This is a genomic window from Herbiconiux daphne (assembly GCF_024979295.1).
Classification (GTDB): domain Bacteria; phylum Actinomycetota; class Actinomycetes; order Actinomycetales; family Microbacteriaceae; genus Herbiconiux; species Herbiconiux daphnes.
Genome location: NZ_JANLCJ010000005.1, coordinates 356,508 through 378,813 on the forward strand (window position 1 = coordinate 356,508; position 22,306 = coordinate 378,813).

Genomic DNA, 22,306 nt, shown 5'->3' on the forward strand with positions numbered 1-22,306 from the left:
AACTATAGTCAGAGGTCTAGCCTGCCACCATGACCTTCCTCGACGAATTCCAGCCCACCCAGTTCACGCTCACCGCCGAATCCGACACGTTCTGGCGAGTGACTTTCTCCAACCCGCCGGTCAACGTGATCGGCCCCGCCATGATCCGCGAGCTCAAGCTGCTGCTCACCGAACTCGAGACCGATCCGGGGGTGAACGTGGTGGTCTTCGACAGCGCGAACCCCGACTTCTTCCTCGCGCACTACGACCTGCTGGCCGATCCGGCCGAGGCCGAGTCGCTGCCGAGCCCGACCGGGTTCGCCGCGTGGCCCGATGTGCTGGTGCGGCTCAGCAAGCTGCCGGCCGTCACCATCAGCGCCATCCGCGGCATCGCCCGGGGAGCGGGCAGCGAGTTCGCGCTCGCCACCGACATCCGCTTCGCCAGCCGGCAGAAGGCCGTGGTCGGGCAGATGGAGGTGGGCTTCACCGCTCTTCCCGGCGGCGGCGCAGAGGCCAGGCTCAGCCCGCTGGTCGGTCGCGCCCGCAGCTTCGAGATCCTGCTCAGCGGCTCCGACTTCGACGGCGACCTCGCCGAGCGTTACGGCTACGTGAACCGTGCCATCGACGACGCCGAGTTCGAGACGTTCGTCTCGGCGTGGGCCACCCGGGTCTCGCAGTGGGATGCCCGCATCATCCGCGAGATCAAGGCCGCCGTGAACGCCGACACCCTGCCAGCCGACGCGAAGTTCCCGCCGCAGTCCGACGCCTTCTGGGCGGCCGCCGCGCTGGCGCCGTTCCAGGCCGTCAAGAACGCGCTGGTGGAGCACGGCCTGCAGCAGGACACGGATGTCGAGCACCGGCTCGGCGAGCAGATCGCACCGATCGCGCGCACAGCCACCGCCGCTCTCGCGTGAGCCGTGGCGACGAGGGCGCTGCCGGGAACGCCGCCGTGCGCACGTCGGGGAGGGCCGGCGAGCGGGGCGCCGGGCGTCCGGCCGGCATCCCCGGGGGTCGCCGCCGTGTGGCGTTCTTCGGCCTGGCGTGGGTGTCGGTGGCGTTCATCGCGGCATCCGCGGCCCCGTCGCCGATCTACGTGCTGTTTCAGGCGGCCTGGCACGTCGACTCCTGGCTGCTCGGGTTGGCCTTCTCGATCTATGCCTTCACCCTGCTGCTCGCGCTGCTGACGGTCGGCTCGCTCTCGGACCACCTCGGACGGCGGCCGGTGCTGATCGGCGCCGTGCTGGCCGAGCTCGCCGCGCTCGCCCTGCTGCTCGTCGCGACCGACATCACGCACGTGCTGATCGCCCGCGCCCTGCAGGGGTTCGCCACCGGCGTGGCCACGGCCACGGTGTCGGCCGCCCTGGCCGACCTCTCGCCGGCCCGCAACCGCCAGCTCGGCGCGACCGTCGGCAGCGTCACGCCGCTCGCCGGCCTGGCCGTCGGCTCGCTCGCCTCGGGGCTGATCATCCAGACCGTCGACACGCCCATCCCGGTGGTGTTCACGGCGCTGCTCGGTGTGCTGGCGGTGGCGCTCGTCTTCGTGCTCGCCGCCCCCGAGACCATCGCGCGCCGCCCCGTGGCGGCGCGGTCGCTCGCGCCCCGGCTGCACGTGCCCGCGGGCTCGCGTCCGGCCTTCCTGGCCAGCTCGTTCCTCAACGTCGGCGTGTGGCTCACGACGTCGCTCGTGCTCGGGCTGCTGCCGCAGATCGACCGCGACGTGTTCGGCATCCGCAGCGGCATCGCCAACGGCGGCATCATCGCCCTGCTGACGGGCGTCGGGGCCGTGTCGGTGGTGCTGAGCCGGCGGTTCTCGGCTCGGCAGAGCGCCCTCGTGTCGGCGATCGCCCTCGTGGCCGGCGCCGCCGTCGAGGCCGCCGCGATCGTCACGCTCGACGTCGGGTTGTTCTCCACCGGCGCCGCGATCGCGGGAGTGGGAGCGGGCGTCGGCTTCTCCGGCTACATCCGTCTCGTCATCCAGACCGCCCAGCCCGACGACCGGGCCGGCGTGTTCTCGGCCATGTACGTCGTGAGCTACCTAACGTTCGGCCTGCCGGTGATCGTGGCCGGCATCGTCATGCCGGTGTTCGGCACCGCGCCCGTGGCCGTCGCCTTCTGCGCGCTCACCATCGCGGCGTCGGCCATCGGCTTCGTGGTGATCGACCGCTACACGCGCTCGCTCGCCGGTGGTGGCCGGTCATGACCGCGAACACCCGATCGCGCGCCCGGGGGTTTCTGCGCGGCGAGGGCGCGGAAGCCGAACGCGTCACCTACGTCGAGCTGTTCTTCGACCTCGTGTTCGCCTTCGCCATCACGCAGATCTCGGGCGTGCTCGGCGACGAACCCACCCTGCTGAGCGTGCTCGAGGGCGTGATCGTCACCTTCGCCGTCTGGTGGATCTGGGTCTACACGGCCTGGGCGACCAACTGGCTCGATCCGGGCCGGCGCCGCGTGCTCTGGCTGCTGTTCGCCCTCACCGCCGTCGGCCTCGTCATCAGCGAGGCCATCCCGGCCGCGTTCACGACGCGCGCCGCCGTGTTCGCCGTGGCCTATCTCGGCTACGGCGTCATCCGAACGCTCGGGGTGATCGCGGGCACCCGCCGCGACGCTCCCGAGATCGCGGGCGGCCAGGCGCGCATCCTGGTGTGGACGGCCGTTGCCGGCGTGTTCTGGATCGGCGGTGTCGTCGCCGAGAGCCCCTGGGTGCGCCTCGGTGCCTGGGCGGTGGCGATCGCGATCGAATACGCCGGGCCGTGGGCGCTGTTCTGGATTCCGGGCCGTGGGCGCTCGAGCTGGTCGGCCTGGCGCATCCGGGCCGGGCATTTCTCAGAGCGCGCGGCGCTGTTCATCATCATAGTGCTCGGCGAGTCGATTCTCGTGGTCGGCCGCGGACTCACCACGCACGAGCTCAGCGCCCCGGTCGTGGCCGCGGCAGTCGCGGCCTTCGTCGACGCGGTGGCGATGTGGTTCCTCTACTTCGCGCACGGCCAGGACCGCGGCCGGCACTACTTCGCCGGCCGGTCGTCGCCGGGCGCGGTCGCCCGGGTCTCGTACACATACCTGCACGTCGTGCTGGTGCTCGGCCTCGTGCTCTCGACCCACGGATCGGAACTGGCGCTCGAGCATCCGGATGCCGCGGCCGACCTGGTGGCGCAGGCGCTCGTGTTCGGAGGCACCGCGCTCTATCTCGCGGGCCTCGTGACCTTCAAGATGTCGATCGGGGTGCGCCCGAGCTGGATTCCCGCCCACGTCGCAGGCGTCGGAGCACTCGCCGCGCTGTTCGCCCTCGGCGCCGCCCGGGCGGTCGAGCCCTCGCGGCTGGAGTCGGCGCTCCTGGCGACTGGGGTGCTCGTGCTGGTCGTCGTGCTCGACGAGGTGCTGTGGCGGCGCCGGGCGCGCGCGGACGCGGCCGGCTGACCGGCTGCGCTGTCGTGCCTTCGGCCGACCCAGCGCTCGGCCGACTCAGCTCCGGCGGCTCAGCTCTCGGCGTAGCGGGGGTGTGACGGCGTGCGCACGAACTCGATGTCGTCGACGTCTTTCAGCACGGCCGGGTCTTCGACGAAGCCCACCCGCAGCCGCTTGCGGCCGCTCGCCGTCTCGCGGGTTTGGGTGACGCCTGCCGCCGGTGGGATGTAGTCGTCGCCCCACTGCCCGAGCGCGCCCAGCACCACCAGCAACTGACGGCCGGCCTCGGTGGGGTGGTAGCTCATTCGCGGGCGCGAACCCTCTTCGCGATATTCGCGTTTCTTGAAGACCCCGGCCTCGACCAGGGTCTTCAGGCGTGCGGTCAAGATGTTGGGGGCGATTCCCAGCACCTCGATGAAATCGGCGAACCGGGTGGCGCCGTTGGTGAGCGCCTCGCGCAGGATCAGGAACGTCCAGCGCTCGCCCACGATGCCGAGCGTGCGTTCGATGGAACAGAACGCGTCGTTCGCCGGCGTCGTGACAACTGCATTCGTACTCATGCAATCGAGTCTAGGCTGAATTGCTGTATGAAAGCTACACGGGTCGATCGGATGCCGTCGCCCCGAACTCCTCGGCCCAGTCGCCCAGCGCTCGCAGAATGATGACGAGCTGCATCCCGGCCTCGGTGAGCCGGTAGCCCGTCGCTCCGCCGGGCGTGATGACCTCGGCCAGCACGCCGCCGCGCACCATCGACGAGACCCTCTCGTCGACGGCCGCGGGGGTCAGCTCGGGAATGCGGAGGAAGGCGTCGTAGGTCGTCGGGTCGCCCGCGAGGGCGGTGCGCAGAATGAGGAACGATCCGCGCTCGCGCACCAGCCCCATCGTGCGCTGGTAGGGGCAGAGGTCGCCGGCGGGGACCTCGAGCAGCTCGTCGGCCACCCTCAGGCCGCCTCGCGAGGCGGCTGCTCGGGAACCTCGAGCTCGCCGAGGGCGGCACCGAGGCGCAACTCGGTGTCGGAGGCCTGCTGCAGGCCGCGGGCGAACAGCTGGCCGGCGCGGTTCTGCGTCTCCGGGCGGCTCGCCGACACCCAGAACGCCGCCATCTGCGGCGGGAATTCGTCGTCGGCCGGAAGCGATGCCGCGTCGACGAATGCCTTGACCTCCTGCAGCGCGCGCAGGTCGAATCGCGCGACGCGCTCGGCGAACTCGGTCACGAAGGCGTCGAGCTCGTCGTCGGGCAGGGCGCGGTTGACGTAGCCGTAGCGCTCGGCGAGCTCGCCGTCGTAGTCGCCCGCGCTCACCAGCACCTCGAGGGCTCGACCGCGCCCAATCAGGCGCGGCAGCCGCGACGGTGTGCCGCCGCCGGGCACCGCGCCCGTGCCGATCTCGAACTGACCGAGCACGGCCTTCTCGCGGCTGGCGAACCGGATGTCGGTGGCGAGCACGAACTCGCTGCCGGCGCCGCGCGCACGGCCTCGGATCGAGCTGATGGTGATCGCCGGTAGCTTGCTGAGCCGGATCAGGATGTCGAGCCACGGGTGGAAGCCCGTGGGGCCGTCGGGCAGGTCGTCGACCAGTGCGGGGTCGGCCGCGATGTCCCAGTGGGCGAGGAAGTAGTCCTCGACCGCCGACTCGAACACCACGACGGAGACCAAGGGGTCGGTCTCGAGTTCGTCGAGCAGCTGGCGCAGCTCGACGACCAGTTGGGGGCCGATCAGGTTGATGGGGGGAGCGTCGAACGCGACGCGCCACAGGGCGGGGGATGTCCGCGCGACGCGGAGCTGCGGAATGGTCATGCGGCGAGACTAACGATCTAGCTTGCGAAACGCAAGCTAGCGTGAGATTTCTGCGTCGACGACCGCAGCGTGCGCGTCAGTCGTCGTCGTCGTCGTCGTCCTCTTCGATGCCGATCAGCGCGATGTCGACGCCGGGAGTGATCAGCAGCCGCGTGCGCTGGGCGAGTCCCTCGCCGTAGTTGACGGTCAGCCAGACGCGGCCACCGGCATCCAGCCCCGCGTCGATCTCGTTCTGCACGTCGTCGACCGAGCGGTGGCCGATCGAATACGGCAGGCCGCCGTAGAAGATGTTGACGCGTTTCATTCGTGCGCCTCCTGCGGTTGTTCGACGCGTTCCTCGGGCTCGGAGACGAGCTGCAGGCCCTGCGGCGAGTTGGCGGTGAGCATCAGCTGGTCGACCCAGACCCGGTTGATGGTGGGTTGGCGGCTGCCGTAGAACTTGAACGAGATGGGGATGACGGGGTGGATCCAGATGGTCGTGCGCCCGTCGCCGCTCGCCGGGTCGTCTTTCCAGCCGAAGAAGAACGCTTCACCGCGCCGCAGCTTGGCGCCGATCACGAGCTGCAGATGGGCGAGCGTGCGATCGTCGAAGTCGACCGAGAGGGTCGAGTCGTAGGTCAGTTTTCCCATGGCAGGTCACCTCTCACAGCTCGTCCACCTGGTTGAGGTGCTCGTCGGGCTCGCCGTCGTCGGACACCGGGCGGGCGGGACGGAGCTTGTCGGATTGCCTGGTGAGCCACTCGACCAGCTCGGGGTCGACCACCTCGTCGAACGGGCTCGACTCGGACTCGGCGACGAGCTGACTCGCCGGGCCGATCAAGAAGTTCGCGCGCCCGATCGAGCCGTCGGCGTGCCGCACGGGGATGTAGACGGTCGCGGACTGCTCGTTCTTGGCCAGGGCGTTGGCGTATTCCAGAAGAGCGCGAGCGATCTCGGTGCCGGTCAGCAGCGAGTCGCCGGCGTAGTGGATTCTCTCCATGACTCAATTCACCCGCGATTCTGCGTCTTCGGCAACCGCAGGGGCGGAGGTGTCAGCAGCACTCACGCTGTCGGTGCCGCCGTCGGCGCTCCGCGGCACCCGCACCGTGAGGGCGCCCGGTTCGATCCAGGTGTTGAACGCCGTCGCCTCGCCGAAGGCGTCGCCGTCGAGCTCGATCTCCTCGGGCCGTGACAGCCGGGCGACGAACCGCGTGCCGGTCTCGTAGTGCAGGTCGCCGTCGTTGCGGCGCTCGCCGGCGAGGGCCTTGCCGGCCTTCGTGCGGCGCACGACCCCGTTCGTCCACGCGACCTTGAACCACACCCGCACCCAGCCGAGCGCGCTGCCGGGCCGCATGAGCAGCAGATCGAAGCGCCCGTCGTCGACGACCGCGTCGGGCATCAGCAGGATGTTGGCCGGCAACGACCCGCAGTTGCCCACGATGAGGGTGTGCACGGTGGCGCGTTTGCGCGGGCCGCCGTCGAGCTGGAAGCGCAGGTGCAGTTCGTTCGGGTCGCGTAGCGACTTCACGATCGCGTCGACGTAGGCGGCCCACCCCGCTTTGGCCTTGAGGTCGTCGTCGGTGTTCTTGATCATCTTGGCGTCGATGCCCATGCCGGCCATCACCACGAAGACGTGGCGGTCGCGCGACCGGTCTTCACGCTCGATGTCGACGACCCCGAGGTCGATGGCGCGGTCGTCGCCGGTGAAGGCGACGTTCAGCGAGTGGGCCATGTCGTCGAGCGTGAGCTTCAGGTTGCGCGCGAGCAGGTTGCCTGTGCCCGAGGGCAGCAAGGCGAGGGTGGCGTCGCTGCCGCGCAGAGCCTCGGCCACCGCACGCACGGTGCCGTCGCCGCCGGCCGCGATGACGAGGTCGGCGCCGGCCTCGAGCGCCTGGCGGGTCACCTCCTGGCCGACGTCGTCGACGGATGTCTCGAACCACAGCGTCTCACCCCAGCCGGCGGCGCGCTGCTCGGCGCCGACGGCGCTCCGCAGGGCGTCGATGTCGACCTTGATCGGATTGTAGACGACGGCGGCGGTCTTGGTGGCGAGGAGTTGCTCGGTCAATCGGTTCTCGATCCGTGAAGAAATGGGCGCGGGGGAGTGTGTGGCTCTCTTGTGAGTGTGGAGGCGAATTCTCGTGATGGCGACGGGTTGCAATTCGGCGAAACATCCGGATGCGGTCGTCGACCCACGCTGCAGGGCCCGTGCGAGCCGCGGCGTCAGCCCCAGAACGCGCGCACGGCGTCGGCGACGGCGTCGGCCTGACGGCGCCCCGCCTCGGCCGCCGGCGTGCGGGTGCCGACCAGCAGCGGGTTGGTGCCGAAGGCCCGCGCGCTCGCGTCGTCGGGCTGCACCACGAAGATCTCGCTCTGCCCGCGCAGGGTCTCGATCGTGGCCGGCAGGGTCGGGCCGGTGCCGCTCACGGTGGGCTCGGGCCCGCACGCGATCACCAGGATGCGCGCGCAGTCGGCCGCGACATCGGCGTTGGTGGCCGAGCGCATGCCGCCGTCCATGTAGGGCGAGCCCTCGATCGTGACCGGAGAGAACACCCCCGGCACGGCGCAGCTCGCGGCGACGGCGCTCGCGAGATCGGCGCCGGAGTCGCGGTCGAACACCGTGAAATGGCCGGTCTTCGCGTCGACCGCCGTGATGCGCAGCTCGCCCTCGGGCCAGTCGGGGCCGGGTAGCAGGGGGCGGATGCGCGCGAGACTGGCCTTGTCGTCGGAGCGCTGGTAGTCCTCGAGCGCGAGTTCGCCGATGGTGCGCCGGGCGGCGGCTTCACCCTCGGTGCTCGCGACCCCGGCCGTGATGACCGCCGTGGTACGCGCGAGGTCGCGGCCTCCGCTCGGCTCGGGCGCGCCGGCCTCACCCGAGGGCTCGTCGGCCACGTAGGCCGCGTAGCTTCGCTCGAGCGAACCGGCGCGGAGCCCGGTGGCCACCACCGAGCCGGCCGAGGTGCCCACCACGACGTCGGCGTCGGCGAGACGGATGCCGCGGTCGAGCAGTTCGGCGACGAGCCCGGTCTCCCACGCGATGCCCGCGACCCCGCCCCCACCGAGCACGAGGGCGCGACGGATGGCGGCGCTGGGTGAAGCGGGAGCCGTCGCGTCGTCGGGAGCCGTCGAATCGTCGGGAGCCGTCGAGTCGTCGGGAATCGTCTGGTCGTCGTGGGGCATCGGGTCTCCTCGGGTCGGGCCGCGGCCGGTGCGAGTCGCGTGCGAGTGCGCTCCGTGGCCGGGCCGTTCCCATCCTGTCCCTGCTCGGGTGCCGGCGGGCGAAATGCCCGATGCGCCCGCGTTTCGCGAGTGGTTTACTGGGAGCCATCATTCACACGAAGCGGCTCGACGAGGAGGCGCATGATGGAGATCCCAGCCTATGCAGGCACCGACATCGCAGGTCTGATGCACGCAGCACGAGCGGAATCGCGGCGCGTCATGGCAGCGAACAAGGGCGATCTCGTCGCCGATCACCAGGTGATTCTCGACCGGCTGCAGAAGGCCGGCCTCATCACCGGTGACGAGGCGAAGACGCTCATCGAGCTCTACACGCTCGGTTACCAGGCCGGCGAGCCGAAGGGCGACCCGCAACGGGCGTTCTTCGAGTCGCGTGACCTCTACGACAGGCTCGCGGCGAGTGACGCGCCGAGCCCGGTCGCCCTGGTCGTGGCCTCGGCCGCGGTCGGCTCGTTCGAGGTGTCGCAAGACCCCGGGGGCACGACGACCGTCACCATCGCCCGCCAGAGCTACGGCTCGAGCCTCGCCGGAATCGGCGCGGGCATCGGGTCGCTCATCGGTGGCCCGGCCGGTGCCGTGCTGGGCAGCGCCATCGGCGGTCTGCTCGGCGGCATCGTCGACGACAAGAAGGACAAGAAGAAATAAGGCTGCGCGCAGCTCGACGGGTCACTCGTTGAGGGCGCGCAGCTCGTCGACGCCGATCTGGCGCAGGTCGCCGGTCGGCCCCCAGGCCGCGCCCTGGCTGGCGCCGTCGACGTCGACATTGATGCCGGCATACTCGCCCGACGGGGTGAGGGTGAGCGGCAGTGTCACCCCGCGCTCGGTGAAGACGTCGCGCTCGACACAGTTCACACTCACCGTGCCGGCCACCTGGTCGCCGAAATGACCCACCAGGCACACGCCCTCGCGCGGATCGTCGGGGTTGTGGAAGGTGTCCTGCACCAGGGTGGCGAAGAAGGTCGCCTCGCCGATCGAGCCCACGTAGCGGATCGGCCCGGCCCCCAGGTCGGCGCCCCCGACGATGTCGATCACCTGCGTGACCGCCGGGCCGTCGGGCAGATCTCCGGGCTTGGTGAACACCTCGAGCGACGGCCGCGGTGTCAGGGCCTGAACGACGATGACGGATGCCGCCGCCACCGCGACGGCCGACACCAACCCGAGCGCCACCCCGTAGAGCACCCGCCGCCGCCGCGGCGAGGTCGGCGTTGCGGGGCGCGGGCGCTCGCCGGCGGGGAGGTCGGCGGGGCCGACATCGGGGGCGCCGAGCTCGTCGAGGTCGGGGTGGTGGGAACCGTCGGCACCCGCGGCGAGGGCGGAGCGCTCCAGCACGCCCGCCCGCCGAACCGCTGCGTCGAGGCCACGGCCGCGGTCGTGCAGGGTGGCGAGCAGCTGGTGCAGGCGCTCGCCGGCATCCGGATCGCCGCCCGGTCCGTAGACGACGCGTTCCAGCTCGCCGAGCAGGCGGCGCTCGTCGGCGCTGCCCAGCTCGCCGTCGCGCCGCTGTTCCAGCAGGGTGCGCGGGTTCGTGCCCGCGGGCAGGGTCACGGCGAGGAGGGCCTCGAGGCCGGGATCGGCGTCGAGGGTGCGCAGACACTCGCGCGCCCCCGCGGGGGAGAGCGCGCCGTCGACCCAGAACGGCGAGTCGCCGACCGGCCCGGGGTGCGTCGTTGCAGATGTGCGTGCCACCACCTCAGCCTTGCACGGCCGAACGCGGAGCGGTGCCCGATCGGCGATAGGGTCGAACCATCGACGGCGGCCCCGGAGGGGGGAGCACCGATCGACGGGGGACATCGATGCCGAACACGTTTGCCTTGACCGCGCTGCCTGCGACCGCGCTGGCTGTGACCGCGCTGCCTGCGACCGCGCTGCCGGTCGATGCCGGGCTCGACGTCACCATGCTGCACACCGGCGGCCTCATCGCCCTGGTGGCGATCGCGGTCACGCTGATCAGCCTGATCGTGCTGCACCTTCTGCCCACGAAACTCTCGCCGTTGCGTGATCCGGTGAGTCAGTACGGCATCACCCGCTACCGGCTGGGCTACGCGGTGGCGGCGTGGAGCGCGGCCGTCGCCGGACTCGGTGCGATCGTGGCGCTGATGACCGTGCCCGGCAGCACCGTGACGATCGTGCTGCTCGCGGTGTTCGCCGTCGCGCGGGCCGTCATCCCGGCCGTGCCCATGGATTCGCCCGGCGCACCGACGACGCGCAGGGGCCGGATGCACAACATCCTCGCGTTCGCCGCCTTCGGCACCGTCACGGCAGCCGCCTTCGTGGCCGCCGGATGCCTGCACGACGCGGGCTTCGCCGCCGCCTCGCTCTGGTCGACCGTCATGGGCGTCGTCATGGCGGTCGGCGCGGTCGGCCTGCTGGTGGCACGGTTCGTGCCTGCGCTCTCCGGCCTGTTCGGTGCCTTCGAGCGACTCATCTACGTCGGGTTCATCGCCTGGTTCGTGGCTCTGGGCGTCGCCTTCGTCAGCTGACGCGCCGCAGCAGCGGGGCGACGCGGGTCAGCCGGCGTCAGCGTCGGCGCCCGCGTCGGCCCCTGCGTCGGCGCCCGCGCCCGTCGCGGCGGCCAGGAACCGCCGCACCACGACCTCCAGAAACGCGGGCTGCTCGGCGACCAGGTCGTGGGTCGCGTCGGGCACGATGCAGAGCTGCCCGCGCGGTAGCGACGTGGCGATGAGCTGACTGTGGTCGACCCGGATGGTGTCGCGATCACCCGACACGACGAGCACGGGCGCGGTGACGCCACCGAGTGTGCGCGGGTCGATCTGCGGCTGGGTGGTCCACAACCGTCGCAGCTTGCCCAGCACCACGTCGGCGTGCTCGGGCCCGTCGGGCGAGAGTGCGTCGTAGAGATCGCGCTCCCGGTCGGGCTGCGCCGCGCCGGACTCGACCCGGCCACTCACCGAGGCCGCGCTGACTCCGGCCCAAGGCAGGTCGCCCGAGTCGCCGGTGAACCCCGACGGATCGAGGTTGCCGCTGATCGCGACGAGCGATCGCACACGCTCCGGATGCCGCAGCGCGAGCATCAGGCCGATCGTGGCGCCGTCGCTGTAGCCCACGACGTGCGCCGAATCGAGGGCGAGCGAGTCGAGGAAGGCCGCGGCATCCGTCACGCCCTGCTCGAAGTCGTAGGGCCCCGGAGTGTCGGCCGAACGGCCGTGCCCCGGCCGCTCGTAGGCGGCCACCCGAAAGTCGCCCGCGAGCGACCCGGCGAGCGGGCGCAGCGGCTCGAGCGAGCAGAAGCCGCCGTGCAGCACGACGAGCGGTTCGCCGGCTCCGGTCACCTCGTAGTAGAGGTCGGCCCCGCCGATCCGCACCCGCATGCCCGGCTCAGAGCTTCTTCGACTCGCGCAGGATGTCGGCGAGCTCTTTCATGTGGGCGGCCTGCGACGCGTAGTCGAGCGCCGCGCCGTCCCAGGCGTAGGCCTGTCCGGCCTGCAGGGCGGGGTGCGAGGCGAACGTGGGCTGTGCGAGCAGGTCGGCCTCGCCGTAGCCCTGCACGTTGATCAGCAGCACGTCGCCGGTCATCATCTGGGCCGCGTTCTCCCAGCTGTAGATGTCCCAGTAGTAGTAGCCGTCGGGGTTGAGATCGGTGAAGTCGACGCCGAGGCTGCGGTAGAGCTCGGTCTCGGGCTCGTCGGCCGGCTTCACCACGTAGACGCCGTCGGCGTCGGCGTAGAGCTGGGTGACCTCGAGGCCGCTCTCGCCGGCGGCCGCGGTGAGATCGGCGGCCGCTGCGTCGAAGTCGGTCTTCGCGGCGGCGATGGTGTCGTCGCTCACCCCGAGCGACGAGGCCAGGCGGTTCATGCTGTCGATGACATCCGACCCCGCTCCGCCGACCTCGATCGCCACGACCGGGGCGATCTTCTCGAGCTGCGCCTGCTGCTCGACGTCGGCGACGCCGTAGTAGGCGCCCTCGGTGTCGAGAGTGCCCTCGCGGTCGGTGGGGTAGATGCCGGTGACGATGAGGTCGGGGGCCGTCTCGGCCAGCGCCTCGAGATCGATCTCGCCGTAGCTGTTGCCCACGATCGCGGTGTCGCTGAGGTCGTAATCGGCGAAGCGCGCATCGGTGGCCACGTCGGCGCGGCCGAACACGGCGACCGGGTCGATGCCGTAGCTCATCAGCCCGATGGCGTAGTCACTGTAGCTCGCGACCCGTTCGGGCTCGTGGTCGAGGGTGACCGTGGTGCCGGCGTCGTCGGTGTAGCTCCACGCCCCGGCCGAGTCGGCTCCGCCGTCGCTCGTGCCGGCGTCGGCGGTGGAGGAGCACCCTGCCAGACCCATCAGGGCGATCAGCGGGGCGAGAACGAGGGCGGTACGGCGGACGACGGCGAGATTCTTCACGAAAGTTAGGTTAGCCGAACCTAACCTTGCATGCCAGTCCTGGCGCTAGTGCCAGTGCCATTGCCGGTGGCAGTGCCGGCATCCGGTGCCGGGTCGACGGGCACGATCAGCGGCGAGCCGGTCGACGGGTCGGCGATCACGATGGCGTCGAGGTCGAACGCCTCGCGCAGGATGCCGGGCGTCAGCACCTCCCACGGCGCCCCGTCGGCGATCACCCGGCCGCCGCCCACCACCACGAGCCGGTCGGAGTAGCGCCCGGCGAGGGTGAGGTCGTGCAGCACCATCACGACCGTGGCGCCGCGCTCGCGGTTGATCGACCTCACCAGGCGCAGCACGTCGAGCTGATGGGTGAGATCGAGGAAGGTGGTGGGCTCGTCGAGCAAGATGATCGGTGCCTGCTGGGCGAGCACGAGGGCTATCCAGGCGCGCTGCAGCTGGCCTCCCGAAAGCGACGCGGCGTCGCGGTCGGCGAGCTCGGTGAGCCCCGTGTCGCGAAGCGCGGCGTCGACGATGCGCGAGTCGTCGGGCGTCCAGGGCCGGAACAGGCTCTGATGCGGGTGCCGCCCTCGTGACACGAGGTCGCGCACGCTCGTGGCCTGCGGCGTGAGCGGCTTCTGCGGCAGGATGGCCAGCTGCCGTGCGACCTCGCGCGTCGCCATCGAACGGATGCCGCGACCGCCGAGCTCCACGGCCCCCGCCGTCGGGGCCAGCAACCGCCCGAAAGCCTTGAGCAGCGTCGATTTTCCGCTGCCGTTCGCGCCGATGAGGGTCGTGATCTCGCCCGTCTCGATGCGCAGGTCGAGACCCTCGAAGACGACCGAGCGCTCGTAGGCGAGCGTCACCCCGCGCGCCTCGAGGGCGCCGGCCGGGTGGGTCGCCGGGGGCATCGCCGGAACGGCCGGCATCGGGGCGGCAGGCCTCGGGCTCGTGCTCATGACAGACTCTCCCGTTCTTTGCGGCGCGTGAGCAACCAGATCAGATACGGCGCGCCGATCACGGCCGTGACGATGCCGACCGGCACCTCGCCGGGCAGCACCCCGCGGGCGAAGGCGTCGCCTCCCGTGACGATGACGGCCCCCATCAGCGCCGACGACACGAGTGGCGGCCGGCCGGTGCGCGCCAGGCGGCGCACGATCTGGGGCGCCACGAAGGCGACGAACTCGATCGGTCCGCTCGCCGACACCGCGGCGGCGGTCAGCACGACGGCGCAGACGATCACGATCAGCCGATGCCGCTGCACCGCGACTCCGAGGCCCACCGAGATGTCGTCGCCGAGCTGGCTGATGCCGAGGTTCGCCGACTGCGCCAGCGCGATCGGAACGATCACCACGAGGGCCAGCAGCACCGGCCACACACTGGCCCACGAGATGCCCGAGAGGCTGCCCACGAGCCATTGCGACGCGGCCGCGGCCTCGGTGATCTGGGCGCGGGCGATGAGGTAGCTGGTGAGGCCGCCGAGGGTGGCGGTGGCGCCGATGCCGATGAGGATGAGCCGGTAGCTGTCGACCCCGCCGCGCCAGGCGAAGCCGTAGACCACGGCCGCCGTGCCCAGCGCGCCGAGGGTGGCGACCGCCGGCAGCCCCAGGGTGAGCAGGCCGGCGCCGACGGTGTAGCTGCCACCGGCGAGCACGATCGCCGACACCGCGCCGAGAGCGGCGCCCGAGGTGACGCCGAGGATGTCGGGTGTCGCGAGCGGGTTGCGGGCGAACGTCTGGGTGAGCGCGCCCGCGAGCCCGAGCGCCGCGCCCACGAGCAGGCCGCCGACCACCCGCGGCAGCCGCAACTCGAACACCACCAGCTCGTGGGCGGGGGAGCCGCCGCCGAACAGGGTTCGCACGACATCCGGCACCGTCAGCGACGACGAACCCACCGCGATGCCGACGAGCGCCAGCGCGACGGCGGCGAGAAGGCAGGCCACCGTCACGGCCACCACGCGCGCGGGCACGCCACGGCCGGCGCGGTTTCCCGCGCTCACTCCGGCAGTGCGGTTCGTGTCGAGGCCGGTCACAGGGCCGCGATCCTTCCGCGACGCACGATGGCGATGAACACGATGCCGCCGAGCACGGTGAGCACGACGCCGACCGACACCTCGGCGTTGCCGCCGATCAGGCGCCCGATCACGTCGCAGGCGAGCAGCAGGCTCGCGCCGATGAGCCCGGATGCCGGCAACAGCCAGTAGTGGTCGCCGCCCACAAGCGACCGGCCGATGTGCGGCGCCGTCAGGCCGATGAAGCCGATCGGACCGGTGATGGCCACGGCGCTCGCGGTGAGCAGCGTGATGGCGGCGAGCCCCACGAGCCGTGCCCGCAGCAGGTTCTCGCCGAGTCCGTGGGCGAGTTCGGTGCCGAGCGCCAGGTTGTTGAGCGACCGGATGTTCGCCGCGGCGAACACGAGGCCCGCCACCGCGAAGAGCAGGGCGGCATCCACCCCGTCGAGCGTGCGGCCCGAGAGCGAGCCCACCACCCAGATGCGGTAGGCGGCGAGGGTGGTCTCGTCGGAGAGCACCAGATACGACGTGAGCGCGATGAGCAAGGCCGACACCGCAGTGCCCGCGATGGCGAGGGGCACGGGGCTCGAGAGGCCCCGGCCGAGCGCAGCCACCCCGAACACCACCACGCTCGCCACGGCTGCGCCGGCGAGGGCGAGCCACAGGGTCGTGGTGATCGAGCTCGTGCCGAGCACGTAGACGCCGATCACGACGGCGAGACTCGCGCCCGCCGACACCCCGAAGATGCCGGGGTCGGCGAGCGGGTTGCGGGTCTGGCCCTGCATCACGGCGCCGGCGATGCCGAGGCAGAAGCCCACGAAGAGTCCGAGCACCGTGCGCGGTACCCGCGACCCCCACACCACCGAGCCGACATCCTGCGACGGATCGAACAGGCCGGTCAGCACCGTTCCGACCCCGAGCAGATTGCTGCCGAGCATGAGGCTCACGACGGTCATCACGAGCACGCCGAGGCCGAGCACCACGAGCACGAGAGCGCGCCGGGACGACGTGGCAACGGAGCGGGGCATGGAGTAAGCGTAGCCTTACCTAATAGAGTCGTCGATATGACCCGTTACCCGCGCCTGATGCCCACGCATCCTCGATTGTTCACCGCCCTCGTGACCTCGTCGGTGAGGATGTCGCCGTCGTTCCAGCGCGTGACCATCGCCGGCGACGAACTCGCCTCCTTCGAGTGGAACGGGTTCGACCACTGGTTCCGCATCTTCCTGCCGCCCGCGGTCGGAGCGCCGCTGCGGCTGCCGGTGGTGTCGGGGCGGTCGTGGTGGAAGCCCTACCTCGCGATTCCCGAGCGCGAGCGCCCGCACTGCAGCAACTACACGGTCGCCGACATCCGCGCCGGCTCGGGGGTCGCCGAGATGGACGTCGACGTCGTGCTGCACTGGGATGCCTCGGGCGACATCGCAGCGGGCGTCGCCGGGTGGGCGGTGTCGGCGGAGCCCGGCTCACCGGTCGGCCTGCTCGACCAGGGCCCGCTCTTCGACCCGCCCGACGACATGCGCGGCGTGCACCTGGTGGCCGACGAGAGCGGCCTGCCGGCGGTGCGCGGCATCCTGCGCGACCTCGGCGAACACGTCACGGGCACGGCCATCATCGAGGTGCCGCACGCCGACGACATCGAGCCGCTGGCCGCTCCGGCCGGAGTCGACGTCGTGTGGATCGCGCGGGGCGCGGGCGACGGCAGCGTGCCGGGCACCTCGGCGCTCGCGGCCCTGCGGTCGCGCGTCACGCCGCATCCGCACGACTACGCCTTCGTCGTGGGGGAGTCGACCCTCGCCACCGAGGGGCGCCGCGCCCTGCATCGGGCCGGGTTGCCGAAGTCGCGCATCACGTTCTCGGGCTTCTGGAAGCACACGCCGCACTGCGCGTGAGGGGCGCCGGGGGCGGCTCGGCTGCTCCTCACTTCGTCCCCCGGATGCCCACGCGCCTGCTCTCGTGCCCGTGTTTGACGGTGGGCTGGGGGCTGGGTGGGTGGCGGGGTTGGGGGTGCGGGAGTCGTTGTTGGTGGGGATCGGGTCTGATGTGGATTCGGTGGCGCTGATTCAGCGGCAGCAGGCGGTGTGGGAGGCGCGGTCGGTGGTGTGGTTGGCGGCGGCTGCGGCGAAGGCTGACCGGTTGGCGGGGTTGCCGGGTGGGTCGATGGTGCACGCGAGGCGGTCGTTGGTGGCGGAGGTCGCGACGACTCTGGTGGTGTCGGAGGGGGTGGCGGCGCGGCGGGTCGATGACGCCCAGTTCCTGGTCGAGTTCCTGCCGGCGACGTTGGCTGCTCTCGCGGGGGGCGAGATCGGGTATCGGTGTGCGGAGGTGATGGTGCGGCAGGCGGTGTCGCTGCCCGAAAACGCGCGTGCGGGGTTCGAGGTGGTGGCGCTGGCGGGGGTGGCGGGGTTGACGCCGTCGCAGTTCGTCGTGGGCGCGGCGGTTGCGGGAGCGGTTGCATCCGGAGTCGATCGATGTGCGTCATCGGGCGGCGGTGGCGGAGCGGGCGGTCTGGGTGGAGCCGGAGCGGGATGGCATGGCGACGTTGGTGTGTCACCTGCCGGCGGTGAGTGTGTTCGCGATCGATGACACTCTCGACCAGCACGCCCGTTCCCTCGCCGGTGCGGAGGAGCCTCGCACTCACGCCCAGCTCCGCGCCGACACCCTCACCGACCTCCTCCTCGACCCGCACAGCCGTGACGCTCGGGTGAAGGGTGTCCGGGCGAATGTCACGATCACCGTTCCCGCTCTCACCCTCCTCGGGCACAGCGATGAGCCGGCGGAGCTGATCGGCTACGGGCCGATCGATGTCGACACCGCGCGACGACTGACCGCGACCGCCCCCTCGGTGACCCGGCTGTTGACCGACCTGGTCACGGGGGCGCGGCTGACGGTGGGACGGAATCGTTACACGGTGCCGGCCGACCTCCGCGCCGCCGTGCAGCTCGATGACGAGACCTGCCGGTTCCCGGGCTGCGTGCGCCGCGCCGACCGGTGCGATCTCGACCACACCATCGACTGGGCGAACAACGGCCACACCAGCCTCGACAACCTCGCCGCCCTCTGCCGCTGCCACCACACCGTCAAACACCACACCGACTGGACCGTCACCCAAGGCCCCAACCGCACCCTCCACTGGACCTCACCCTCCGGCGCCCGCCACACCACCACACCCGCCAAGCACAGCCCACCCACATCAGCCCCGCCGATAGGGGCACGAGGGCCAGCGCTGTCAGATGCTCCTCATCCACAACCGCCAGGTGACGTGGCGCACTCGTCCCTCACTTCGCGACCGCCGCGGACACGACCCTTGCCTGACGACCCACCCTTCTGACGGCTGCGTCGCTTTAGCGGCTGCCCCACCCGACGCTCGGAGTGTCCCTCCGCCCGCTTGCGCCCGCCCCGCGCCGCCCGTAGCCTGGGGTGACAAGAAGGAAAACCGCAGATTTCGTCTGCGCACGCACGCCGCTCCACGAGCCGCCACTTCTCCCATGACGAGGAGTGCGCCTTGAGCGACCTGAACCCCCTTCCCCTCTCGACCGACGAGCCCCTGCCGCCGCCCGGTCGACAGCGTCCGCAGAGCCTTCGCGCCGCGGCCGTGGCCCTGGCCGGCCTCTCTGCCGTGTTCCTGTTCGAGATGCTCGACAACTCGGTGCTCAACGTGGCGCTGCCGACGATCGGGCGCGAGCTCGCGGCATCCACGACCGCTCTGCAGTGGGTCACCAGCAGCTACGCCGTCGTGTTCGGCGGACTCATGATCGCCCTGAGCGCCGTGGCCGACCGCGTCGGACGCCGCCGGATCATGGTCGTGGGACTCGTGCTGCTGGCGCTCGCGAGCCTGGCCACCCTGTTCGTCACCACGGTCGAGCAGCTCATCGCCGTGCGCGCCCTGATGGGGCTCGCCGCCGCGATGACCACTCCCGGTTCGCTCGCCCTCGCCTTCCGGCTGTTCGACATCGAGGGGCTGCGGGTGCGCGCGCTCACCCTCATCTCGACGGTCGGCCTCGTGGGCCTCGCGCTCGGCCCCACCGCCGGCGGGCTCGTGCTGAGCGTCGCCCCGTGGCAGGTGCTGCTGCTCGCGAACGCGCCGATCGCCCTCGTGGCGCTCGTCTGCATCCGCCTCGGAGTGCCCGCCGACCGGGCCGACGAGCTCACCCGAGAGCCCGTCGACGTGCTCGGCGCGATCACCGGCACGCTCACCATCGTCGGCGCCCTCGTCGTGCCGACCCTCATCGTCGAGCAGGGCACGGGGTCATGGATGCCGTTGGCCGCGCTGGTGGCGACCGCGGGGTTCGCGGCGCTGTTCGTTCTGCGGCAACGCGCGGCGCGGCATCCGCTGCTCGACTTCGCCCTCATCGCACGGCCCCTCGTGTCGAGCGGCCTCGCCTTCAAGGGGGCCTCGGGCCTGGCGGTCGCCGGCCTGAGCTACCTCGTCACCCTGCAACTGCAGCTGGACTGGGGATGGACGCCCGCTCAAGCCGCGCTCGGCATGCTGCCCCATGTGATCGTGCTGATCGCCGGCGGCGCGGTGATCTCACCACTCGTCTCGCGTATCGGGCTCGCGAACGCCGCCTGGCTCAGCGCGGTCGTGGTGGTGCTGGGGCTCGGCGTCTACGCGGCCTTCGGGCACCTCGGTTACGGCTTCGTCGCGGCCTCGCTCGTGCTCGTCGCCGCCGGCATGCGCATCGTCGGCGTCGTCGCGGGCAACAACGTGATGGGCGGTCTGCCCGCCGACCGCACCACGATCGGGGCGGCACTGATCGACACCGCGAGCGAGCTGACGACCGCCATCGGCATCGCCCTCGCCGGCACCGTGATCGCCGCGCTCTTCACCGGCAGCATCACGGCCGGCGACTGGAGCGAGGTTCAGACCCAGGAGTTCCGCGCGGCGACCACCATCGCGGCGACCGCCCTCACGGTGATCGCCGCGCTGCTGGTGGGCGCCGGAGTGCTCTGGGCCCGCCGCGGCCGGAGCGCGCCGCCCGAAGGCAGCGACCCCGACACCGGCCCCGGCCCGGCCATTACCGCAACGGCGTGATGCCCTGCGTGCTGCGCGGGAACGTCGCGAGCACCTGCTCGGGAATGTTGAGGTGCGCCGACACCAGCGACGGCGGCAGGTGCCCGAGCCAGTTCGCCAGCGACACCTCCTCGTAGTGGTCGCTCTTGAAGGTCTCGATGAACACCGCGGTCTCGGTGCCGGTGTTCTCGATGTAGTGGCCGAAGTTGCGGCCGACGACCCCCACGTCGCCCGCCTTGAAGTCGGTGGTGTTGGCGTGCGGGCCGGTGTTGAACACCGTCATGCGCCCCGACCCCTTCAACCAGTACTGCCACTCGTCGGCGTTCGGGTGCCAGTGCAGCTCGCGCATCGAGCCGGGCTCGATGGTCACGAGGGCCGCGGCGACCGTCTTCGACGCGGGGTAGTTCGTGCTGTCGGCGATCTGGATGCGCCCGCCGCTGTTCTGCCGCACCGGCTCCGACCGCGAGAGCCGGAAGATCACCGCCTCGGTGCCGGGCTGCACGCCCGCCGACGCGCGATCGGCCTCGATGTCGCCGGGCACGTCGCCCGGGAAGATCCAGAGGTTGTGCAACGGGATGTCCTTGAACACCTCCTGCGCGACGCCGAAGTTCTTCGCCAGCACCTCGGGCGGGGTGTGCGCGAACCAGTCGGTGAGCAGCAGTGTGTTGCTCTCGGACTGGTCGCCGTTGTCGAACGCCAGCACGAACTCCGCGCCATCCGGCCCCAGCCCCTGCAGCGAGTGGGGGAGCCCCGGCGGGAAGTACCAGAGGTCGCCCTCCTGCACGTCGTCGACGCTCGGTAGGCCATTGCGGCTCAGTGTGGTGATGCGGCAGTTGCCGCGCGTCATGATGGCCCACTCCGCGGTCTGATGCCAATGCAGCTCGCGGATGCCGCCCGCCTCGAGATACATGTTGACGCCCGCGATCTCGTCGGAGATGGCGAAATCCTGGCTGGTGAGCTCGCGTGCCCAGCCGCCGCGCTGCACCCGCCGGGGCGAGATGTTGAACGACGACCAGAAGAACGGCTGCGTGCTGATGTCGGTGGGCGGTGCATCCGTCTGGTTCGGGAACTGGCTCTCGATCACCGGGTTCTGCGGCCCGGTCATGACGGTGCTCCCGGCGTCGCCGCGGGTGTTGACGATGCCCTCCTGGGGCAGATCGGGATCGCCGAAAACAGCGGTCTCGTGATGGGGCGTGGGGTCGGTGCTCGAATCCATGAGCTCTCTCCTTTTCCGTTCGCGGTGACTCGATCCAACCGCGCCGCCGGTCGGGAGGGGAAGCGACATCTGACGTGAATTGCTGTGAGGATGGACTCGTGGATGACGCAACCGGCGAGCGAGCGTGGACCCGCCGTCTCGCCGTGCTCGCGGTCGTGGCCGCGATCGCGGTCAGCACCATCTACCTGCCGCAGGCGCTGCTAACCGACCTCGCCGAGAACCTCGGTGTCGCGCCCGGCGCCGCCGGGGTCGTGGCCACCACGGTGCAGGCCGGCTACGCCCTCGGCATCCTGCTGCTCGTGCCGCTCGGCGACCGCGTGCAGGTGCGCACGCAGGTGACCGTGCAGTCGCTCGTGCTGGCCGCCGCCCTCGCGGCCTCGGCGGCGCTGCCCGATCTCGTCGGCGTCGCCCTCGGATTCCTCGTGGTGGGCCTGGTGGCCAACATCGCGCAGATCATCATCCCCGCCGCGAACCGGCTGGCGCCGCCGCACCGCCGCGGCGCCGCGACCGGAACGCTGGTCGGCGCCCTGGTGATCGGCATCTTCGGCGGGCGCATCGTGGCGAGCCTTCTGGTCGATGCGATCGGCTGGCGCTGGGTGGTGCTCGTGTTCGCCGGCCTCGTGCTCGTGGCGCTGCCGTTCGTGCGCCGGGCGCTCGGCGGCGAACTGCCGGTCGAGGGCCTGCCGCAGAGCTACGGCCGCCTGCTGCTGTCGACCTTCGTGCTCGCCCGCCGCAGCCCCGCCCTCGTGCAGTCGGCCGTCATCCAGTTCTTCGTCTTCGCCACCTTCAACTCGATCTGGACCGTGATGGTGCTGCACCTGACCGCCCCGCCGTTCGACTGGAGCGTGCTCGGCGCCGGCCTGTTCGGCCTGGTCGGTCTCGCGGCCGGCATCGTGGCGCCGTTCGGCGGCCGCTGGATCGACCGGTTCGGGCCGATGCCGGTCGTGGGGGTGGCGCTCGCCGTGCTGCTCGTCGCCACGGCCACCATCGTGGTCGACGCGACCGCGATCGTGCTCTTCGGCGTCACGATGTTCGTGGCCACCTGGGCCAACCAGGCCATCCAGTCGGCCAACCAGAGTCGCGCGCTCACCGCCAACCCCGGTCGCACCGCGCCGGCGAACACCTTCTTCATGTTCATGGTGTTCCTCGGCGGATCGACCGGCGCGGCCCTCGGCCCGCTGGCCTTCGCCGACGGCGGCATGCCCCGGGTGGGCGAACTCGGCGTCGTGCTCGTGCTGCTCGCGGGGGTCACCTGGGTGCTCGCGGCTCTGCACGGCCGGCGAGCGGATGCCGCGGCATCCGTGTCGTAGCGAGGCGTGTCGTAGCGAGGCGTGTCGTAGCGGCAGAGCCTC

Annotated in this window: 25 protein-coding genes; 10 read left to right on the forward strand and 15 right to left on the reverse strand. The window is 71.3% G+C overall.

The features are described from left to right. The first annotated feature begins 29 nt into the window (after nt 1–29). Genes N1032_RS15370 through N1032_RS15380 form a run of 3 tightly spaced genes read left to right on the forward strand, consistent with a single transcriptional unit; the run spans nt 30 to nt 3,393 of the window. The gene (locus N1032_RS15370; RefSeq protein ID WP_259540033.1) at nt 30–893 is read left to right on the forward strand and encodes an enoyl-CoA hydratase/isomerase family protein; all 864 of its coding nucleotides are present in this window, start codon (nt 30–32) and stop codon (nt 891–893) included. After that, nucleotides 890–2,179: an MFS transporter gene (locus N1032_RS15375; RefSeq protein WP_259540034.1), complete on the forward strand. Its 1,290-nt coding sequence runs from the start codon at nt 890–892 to the stop codon at nt 2,177–2,179. Before N1032_RS15370 ends, N1032_RS15375 begins: the two co-directional genes overlap by 4 nt. Further along, the gene (locus N1032_RS15380) at nt 2,176–3,393 is read left to right on the forward strand and encodes a low temperature requirement protein A (RefSeq protein ID WP_259540035.1); all 1,218 of its coding nucleotides are present in this window, start codon (nt 2,176–2,178) and stop codon (nt 3,391–3,393) included. The genes N1032_RS15375 and N1032_RS15380 overlap by 4 nt, the downstream gene beginning before the upstream one ends. 59 nt (nt 3,394–3,452) lie before the next feature. On the opposite strand, the gene N1032_RS15385 is transcribed toward N1032_RS15380, so the two are convergent. From N1032_RS15385 to N1032_RS15420, 8 genes are all read right to left on the reverse strand, one after another. Further along, nucleotides 3,453–3,941, reverse strand: coding sequence for a winged helix-turn-helix transcriptional regulator (locus N1032_RS15385; protein ID WP_259540036.1), 489 nt, complete (start codon nt 3,939–3,941; stop codon nt 3,453–3,455). Nucleotides 3,942–3,975: 34 nt separating this feature from the next. Continuing rightward, on the reverse strand, nt 3,976–4,320 hold the full coding sequence (locus tag N1032_RS15390) for a winged helix-turn-helix transcriptional regulator (protein WP_259540037.1): 345 nt from the start codon (nt 4,318–4,320) through the stop codon (nt 3,976–3,978). 2 nt (nt 4,321–4,322) lie between these two features. Further along, a complete protein-coding gene (locus N1032_RS15395) occupies nt 4,323–5,177 on the reverse strand; it encodes an enoyl-CoA hydratase/isomerase family protein (RefSeq protein WP_259540038.1) in 855 nt (284 codons plus the stop codon). A 76-nt stretch (nt 5,178–5,253) separates the two neighbouring features. Then, nucleotides 5,254–5,481 carry a hypothetical protein gene (locus N1032_RS15400; protein ID WP_259540039.1) on the reverse strand — a complete coding sequence of 76 codons (228 nt, stop codon included), beginning with the start codon at nt 5,479–5,481 and terminating at the stop codon, nt 5,254–5,256. After that, nucleotides 5,478–5,807 carry a DUF7882 family protein gene (locus N1032_RS15405; protein WP_259540040.1) on the reverse strand — a complete coding sequence of 110 codons (330 nt, stop codon included), beginning with the start codon at nt 5,805–5,807 and terminating at the stop codon, nt 5,478–5,480. Before N1032_RS15405 ends, N1032_RS15400 begins: the two co-directional genes overlap by 4 nt. Before the next feature lie 13 nt (nt 5,808–5,820). Continuing rightward, nucleotides 5,821–6,156, reverse strand: coding sequence for a hypothetical protein (locus N1032_RS15410; RefSeq protein ID WP_259540041.1), 336 nt, complete (start codon nt 6,154–6,156; stop codon nt 5,821–5,823). Nucleotides 6,157–6,159: 3 nt separating this feature from the next. After that, nucleotides 6,160–7,221, reverse strand: coding sequence for a diacylglycerol/lipid kinase family protein (locus N1032_RS15415; protein ID WP_259540042.1), 1,062 nt, complete (start codon nt 7,219–7,221; stop codon nt 6,160–6,162). Nucleotides 7,222–7,376: 155 nt separating this feature from the next. After that, complete coding sequence (locus N1032_RS15420; protein WP_259540043.1) at nt 7,377–8,333, reverse strand: patatin-like phospholipase family protein; 957 nt, start codon at nt 8,331–8,333, stop codon at nt 7,377–7,379. A gap of 180 nt (nt 8,334–8,513) precedes the next feature. Between N1032_RS15420 and N1032_RS15425 the strand changes: the two genes are divergently transcribed. Next, complete coding sequence (locus tag N1032_RS15425; RefSeq protein WP_259540044.1) at nt 8,514–9,035, forward strand: glycine zipper domain-containing protein; 522 nt, start codon at nt 8,514–8,516, stop codon at nt 9,033–9,035. A 21-nt stretch (nt 9,036–9,056) separates the two neighbouring features. On the opposite strand, the gene N1032_RS15430 is transcribed toward N1032_RS15425, so the two are convergent. Then, nucleotides 9,057–10,076: a hypothetical protein gene (locus N1032_RS15430; RefSeq protein ID WP_259540045.1), complete on the reverse strand. Its 1,020-nt coding sequence runs from the start codon at nt 10,074–10,076 to the stop codon at nt 9,057–9,059. Between the two features lie 107 nt (nt 10,077–10,183). Here N1032_RS15430 and N1032_RS15435 point away from each other — a divergent pair, with 107 nt between their 5' ends. Continuing rightward, entirely contained in the window at nt 10,184–10,870 is a 687-nt protein-coding gene (locus tag N1032_RS15435) for a DUF998 domain-containing protein (protein ID WP_259540046.1), read from the forward strand. Between the two features lie 27 nt (nt 10,871–10,897). Here N1032_RS15435 and N1032_RS15440 read toward each other — a convergent pair whose 3' ends face one another. The 5 genes from N1032_RS15440 to N1032_RS15460 are packed head-to-tail and all read right to left on the reverse strand — an operon-like array spanning nt 10,898 to nt 15,755. After that, nucleotides 10,898–11,719 (reverse strand): alpha/beta fold hydrolase, encoded by an 822-nt coding sequence (locus N1032_RS15440; RefSeq protein WP_259540047.1) that lies wholly within the window; start codon nt 11,717–11,719, stop codon nt 10,898–10,900. Nucleotides 11,720–11,726: 7 nt separating this feature from the next. Beyond that, nucleotides 11,727–12,740 carry an ABC transporter substrate-binding protein gene (locus N1032_RS15445; RefSeq protein WP_259540048.1) on the reverse strand — a complete coding sequence of 338 codons (1,014 nt, stop codon included), beginning with the start codon at nt 12,738–12,740 and terminating at the stop codon, nt 11,727–11,729. Between the two features lie 20 nt (nt 12,741–12,760). Further along, nucleotides 12,761–13,675: an ABC transporter ATP-binding protein gene (locus N1032_RS15450; RefSeq protein ID WP_259540049.1), complete on the reverse strand. Its 915-nt coding sequence runs from the start codon at nt 13,673–13,675 to the stop codon at nt 12,761–12,763. Beyond that, a complete protein-coding gene (locus N1032_RS15455) occupies nt 13,672–14,748 on the reverse strand; it encodes a FecCD family ABC transporter permease (RefSeq protein ID WP_259540050.1) in 1,077 nt (358 codons plus the stop codon). Before N1032_RS15455 ends, N1032_RS15450 begins: the two co-directional genes overlap by 4 nt. Continuing rightward, a complete protein-coding gene (locus N1032_RS15460; protein WP_259540051.1) occupies nt 14,745–15,755 on the reverse strand; it encodes a FecCD family ABC transporter permease in 1,011 nt (336 codons plus the stop codon). The genes N1032_RS15455 and N1032_RS15460 overlap by 4 nt, the downstream gene beginning before the upstream one ends. Before the next feature lie 36 nt (nt 15,756–15,791). Between N1032_RS15460 and N1032_RS15465 the strand changes: the two genes are divergently transcribed. From N1032_RS15465 to N1032_RS15480, 4 genes are all read left to right on the forward strand, one after another. Further along, nucleotides 15,792–16,616, forward strand: a complete 825-nt coding sequence (locus N1032_RS15465; RefSeq protein WP_259540052.1) for a siderophore-interacting protein — start codon at nt 15,792–15,794, stop codon at nt 16,614–16,616. Nucleotides 16,617–16,680: 64 nt separating this feature from the next. Beyond that, entirely contained in the window at nt 16,681–17,310 is a 630-nt protein-coding gene (locus N1032_RS15470; RefSeq protein ID WP_259540053.1) for a 13E12 repeat family protein, read from the forward strand. Beyond that, a complete protein-coding gene (locus N1032_RS15475) occupies nt 17,198–18,055 on the forward strand; it encodes an HNH endonuclease signature motif containing protein (RefSeq protein ID WP_310795953.1) in 858 nt (285 codons plus the stop codon). The genes N1032_RS15470 and N1032_RS15475 overlap by 113 nt, the downstream gene beginning before the upstream one ends. A 174-nt stretch (nt 18,056–18,229) precedes the next feature. Next, entirely contained in the window at nt 18,230–19,759 is a 1,530-nt protein-coding gene (locus N1032_RS15480) for an MFS transporter (RefSeq protein ID WP_310795954.1), read from the forward strand. Here N1032_RS15480 and N1032_RS15485 read toward each other — a convergent pair. Next, on the reverse strand, nt 19,743–20,954 hold the full coding sequence (locus N1032_RS15485; protein WP_259540055.1) for a cupin domain-containing protein: 1,212 nt from the start codon (nt 20,952–20,954) through the stop codon (nt 19,743–19,745). The two genes, N1032_RS15480 and N1032_RS15485, sit on opposite strands and share 17 nt — an antisense overlap. Nucleotides 20,955–21,052: 98 nt before the next feature. Between N1032_RS15485 and N1032_RS15490 the strand changes: the two genes are divergently transcribed. Beyond that, a complete protein-coding gene (locus N1032_RS15490; RefSeq protein ID WP_259540056.1) occupies nt 21,053–22,264 on the forward strand; it encodes an MFS transporter in 1,212 nt (403 codons plus the stop codon). The last annotated feature ends 42 nt before the right edge of the window (nt 22,265–22,306 follow it).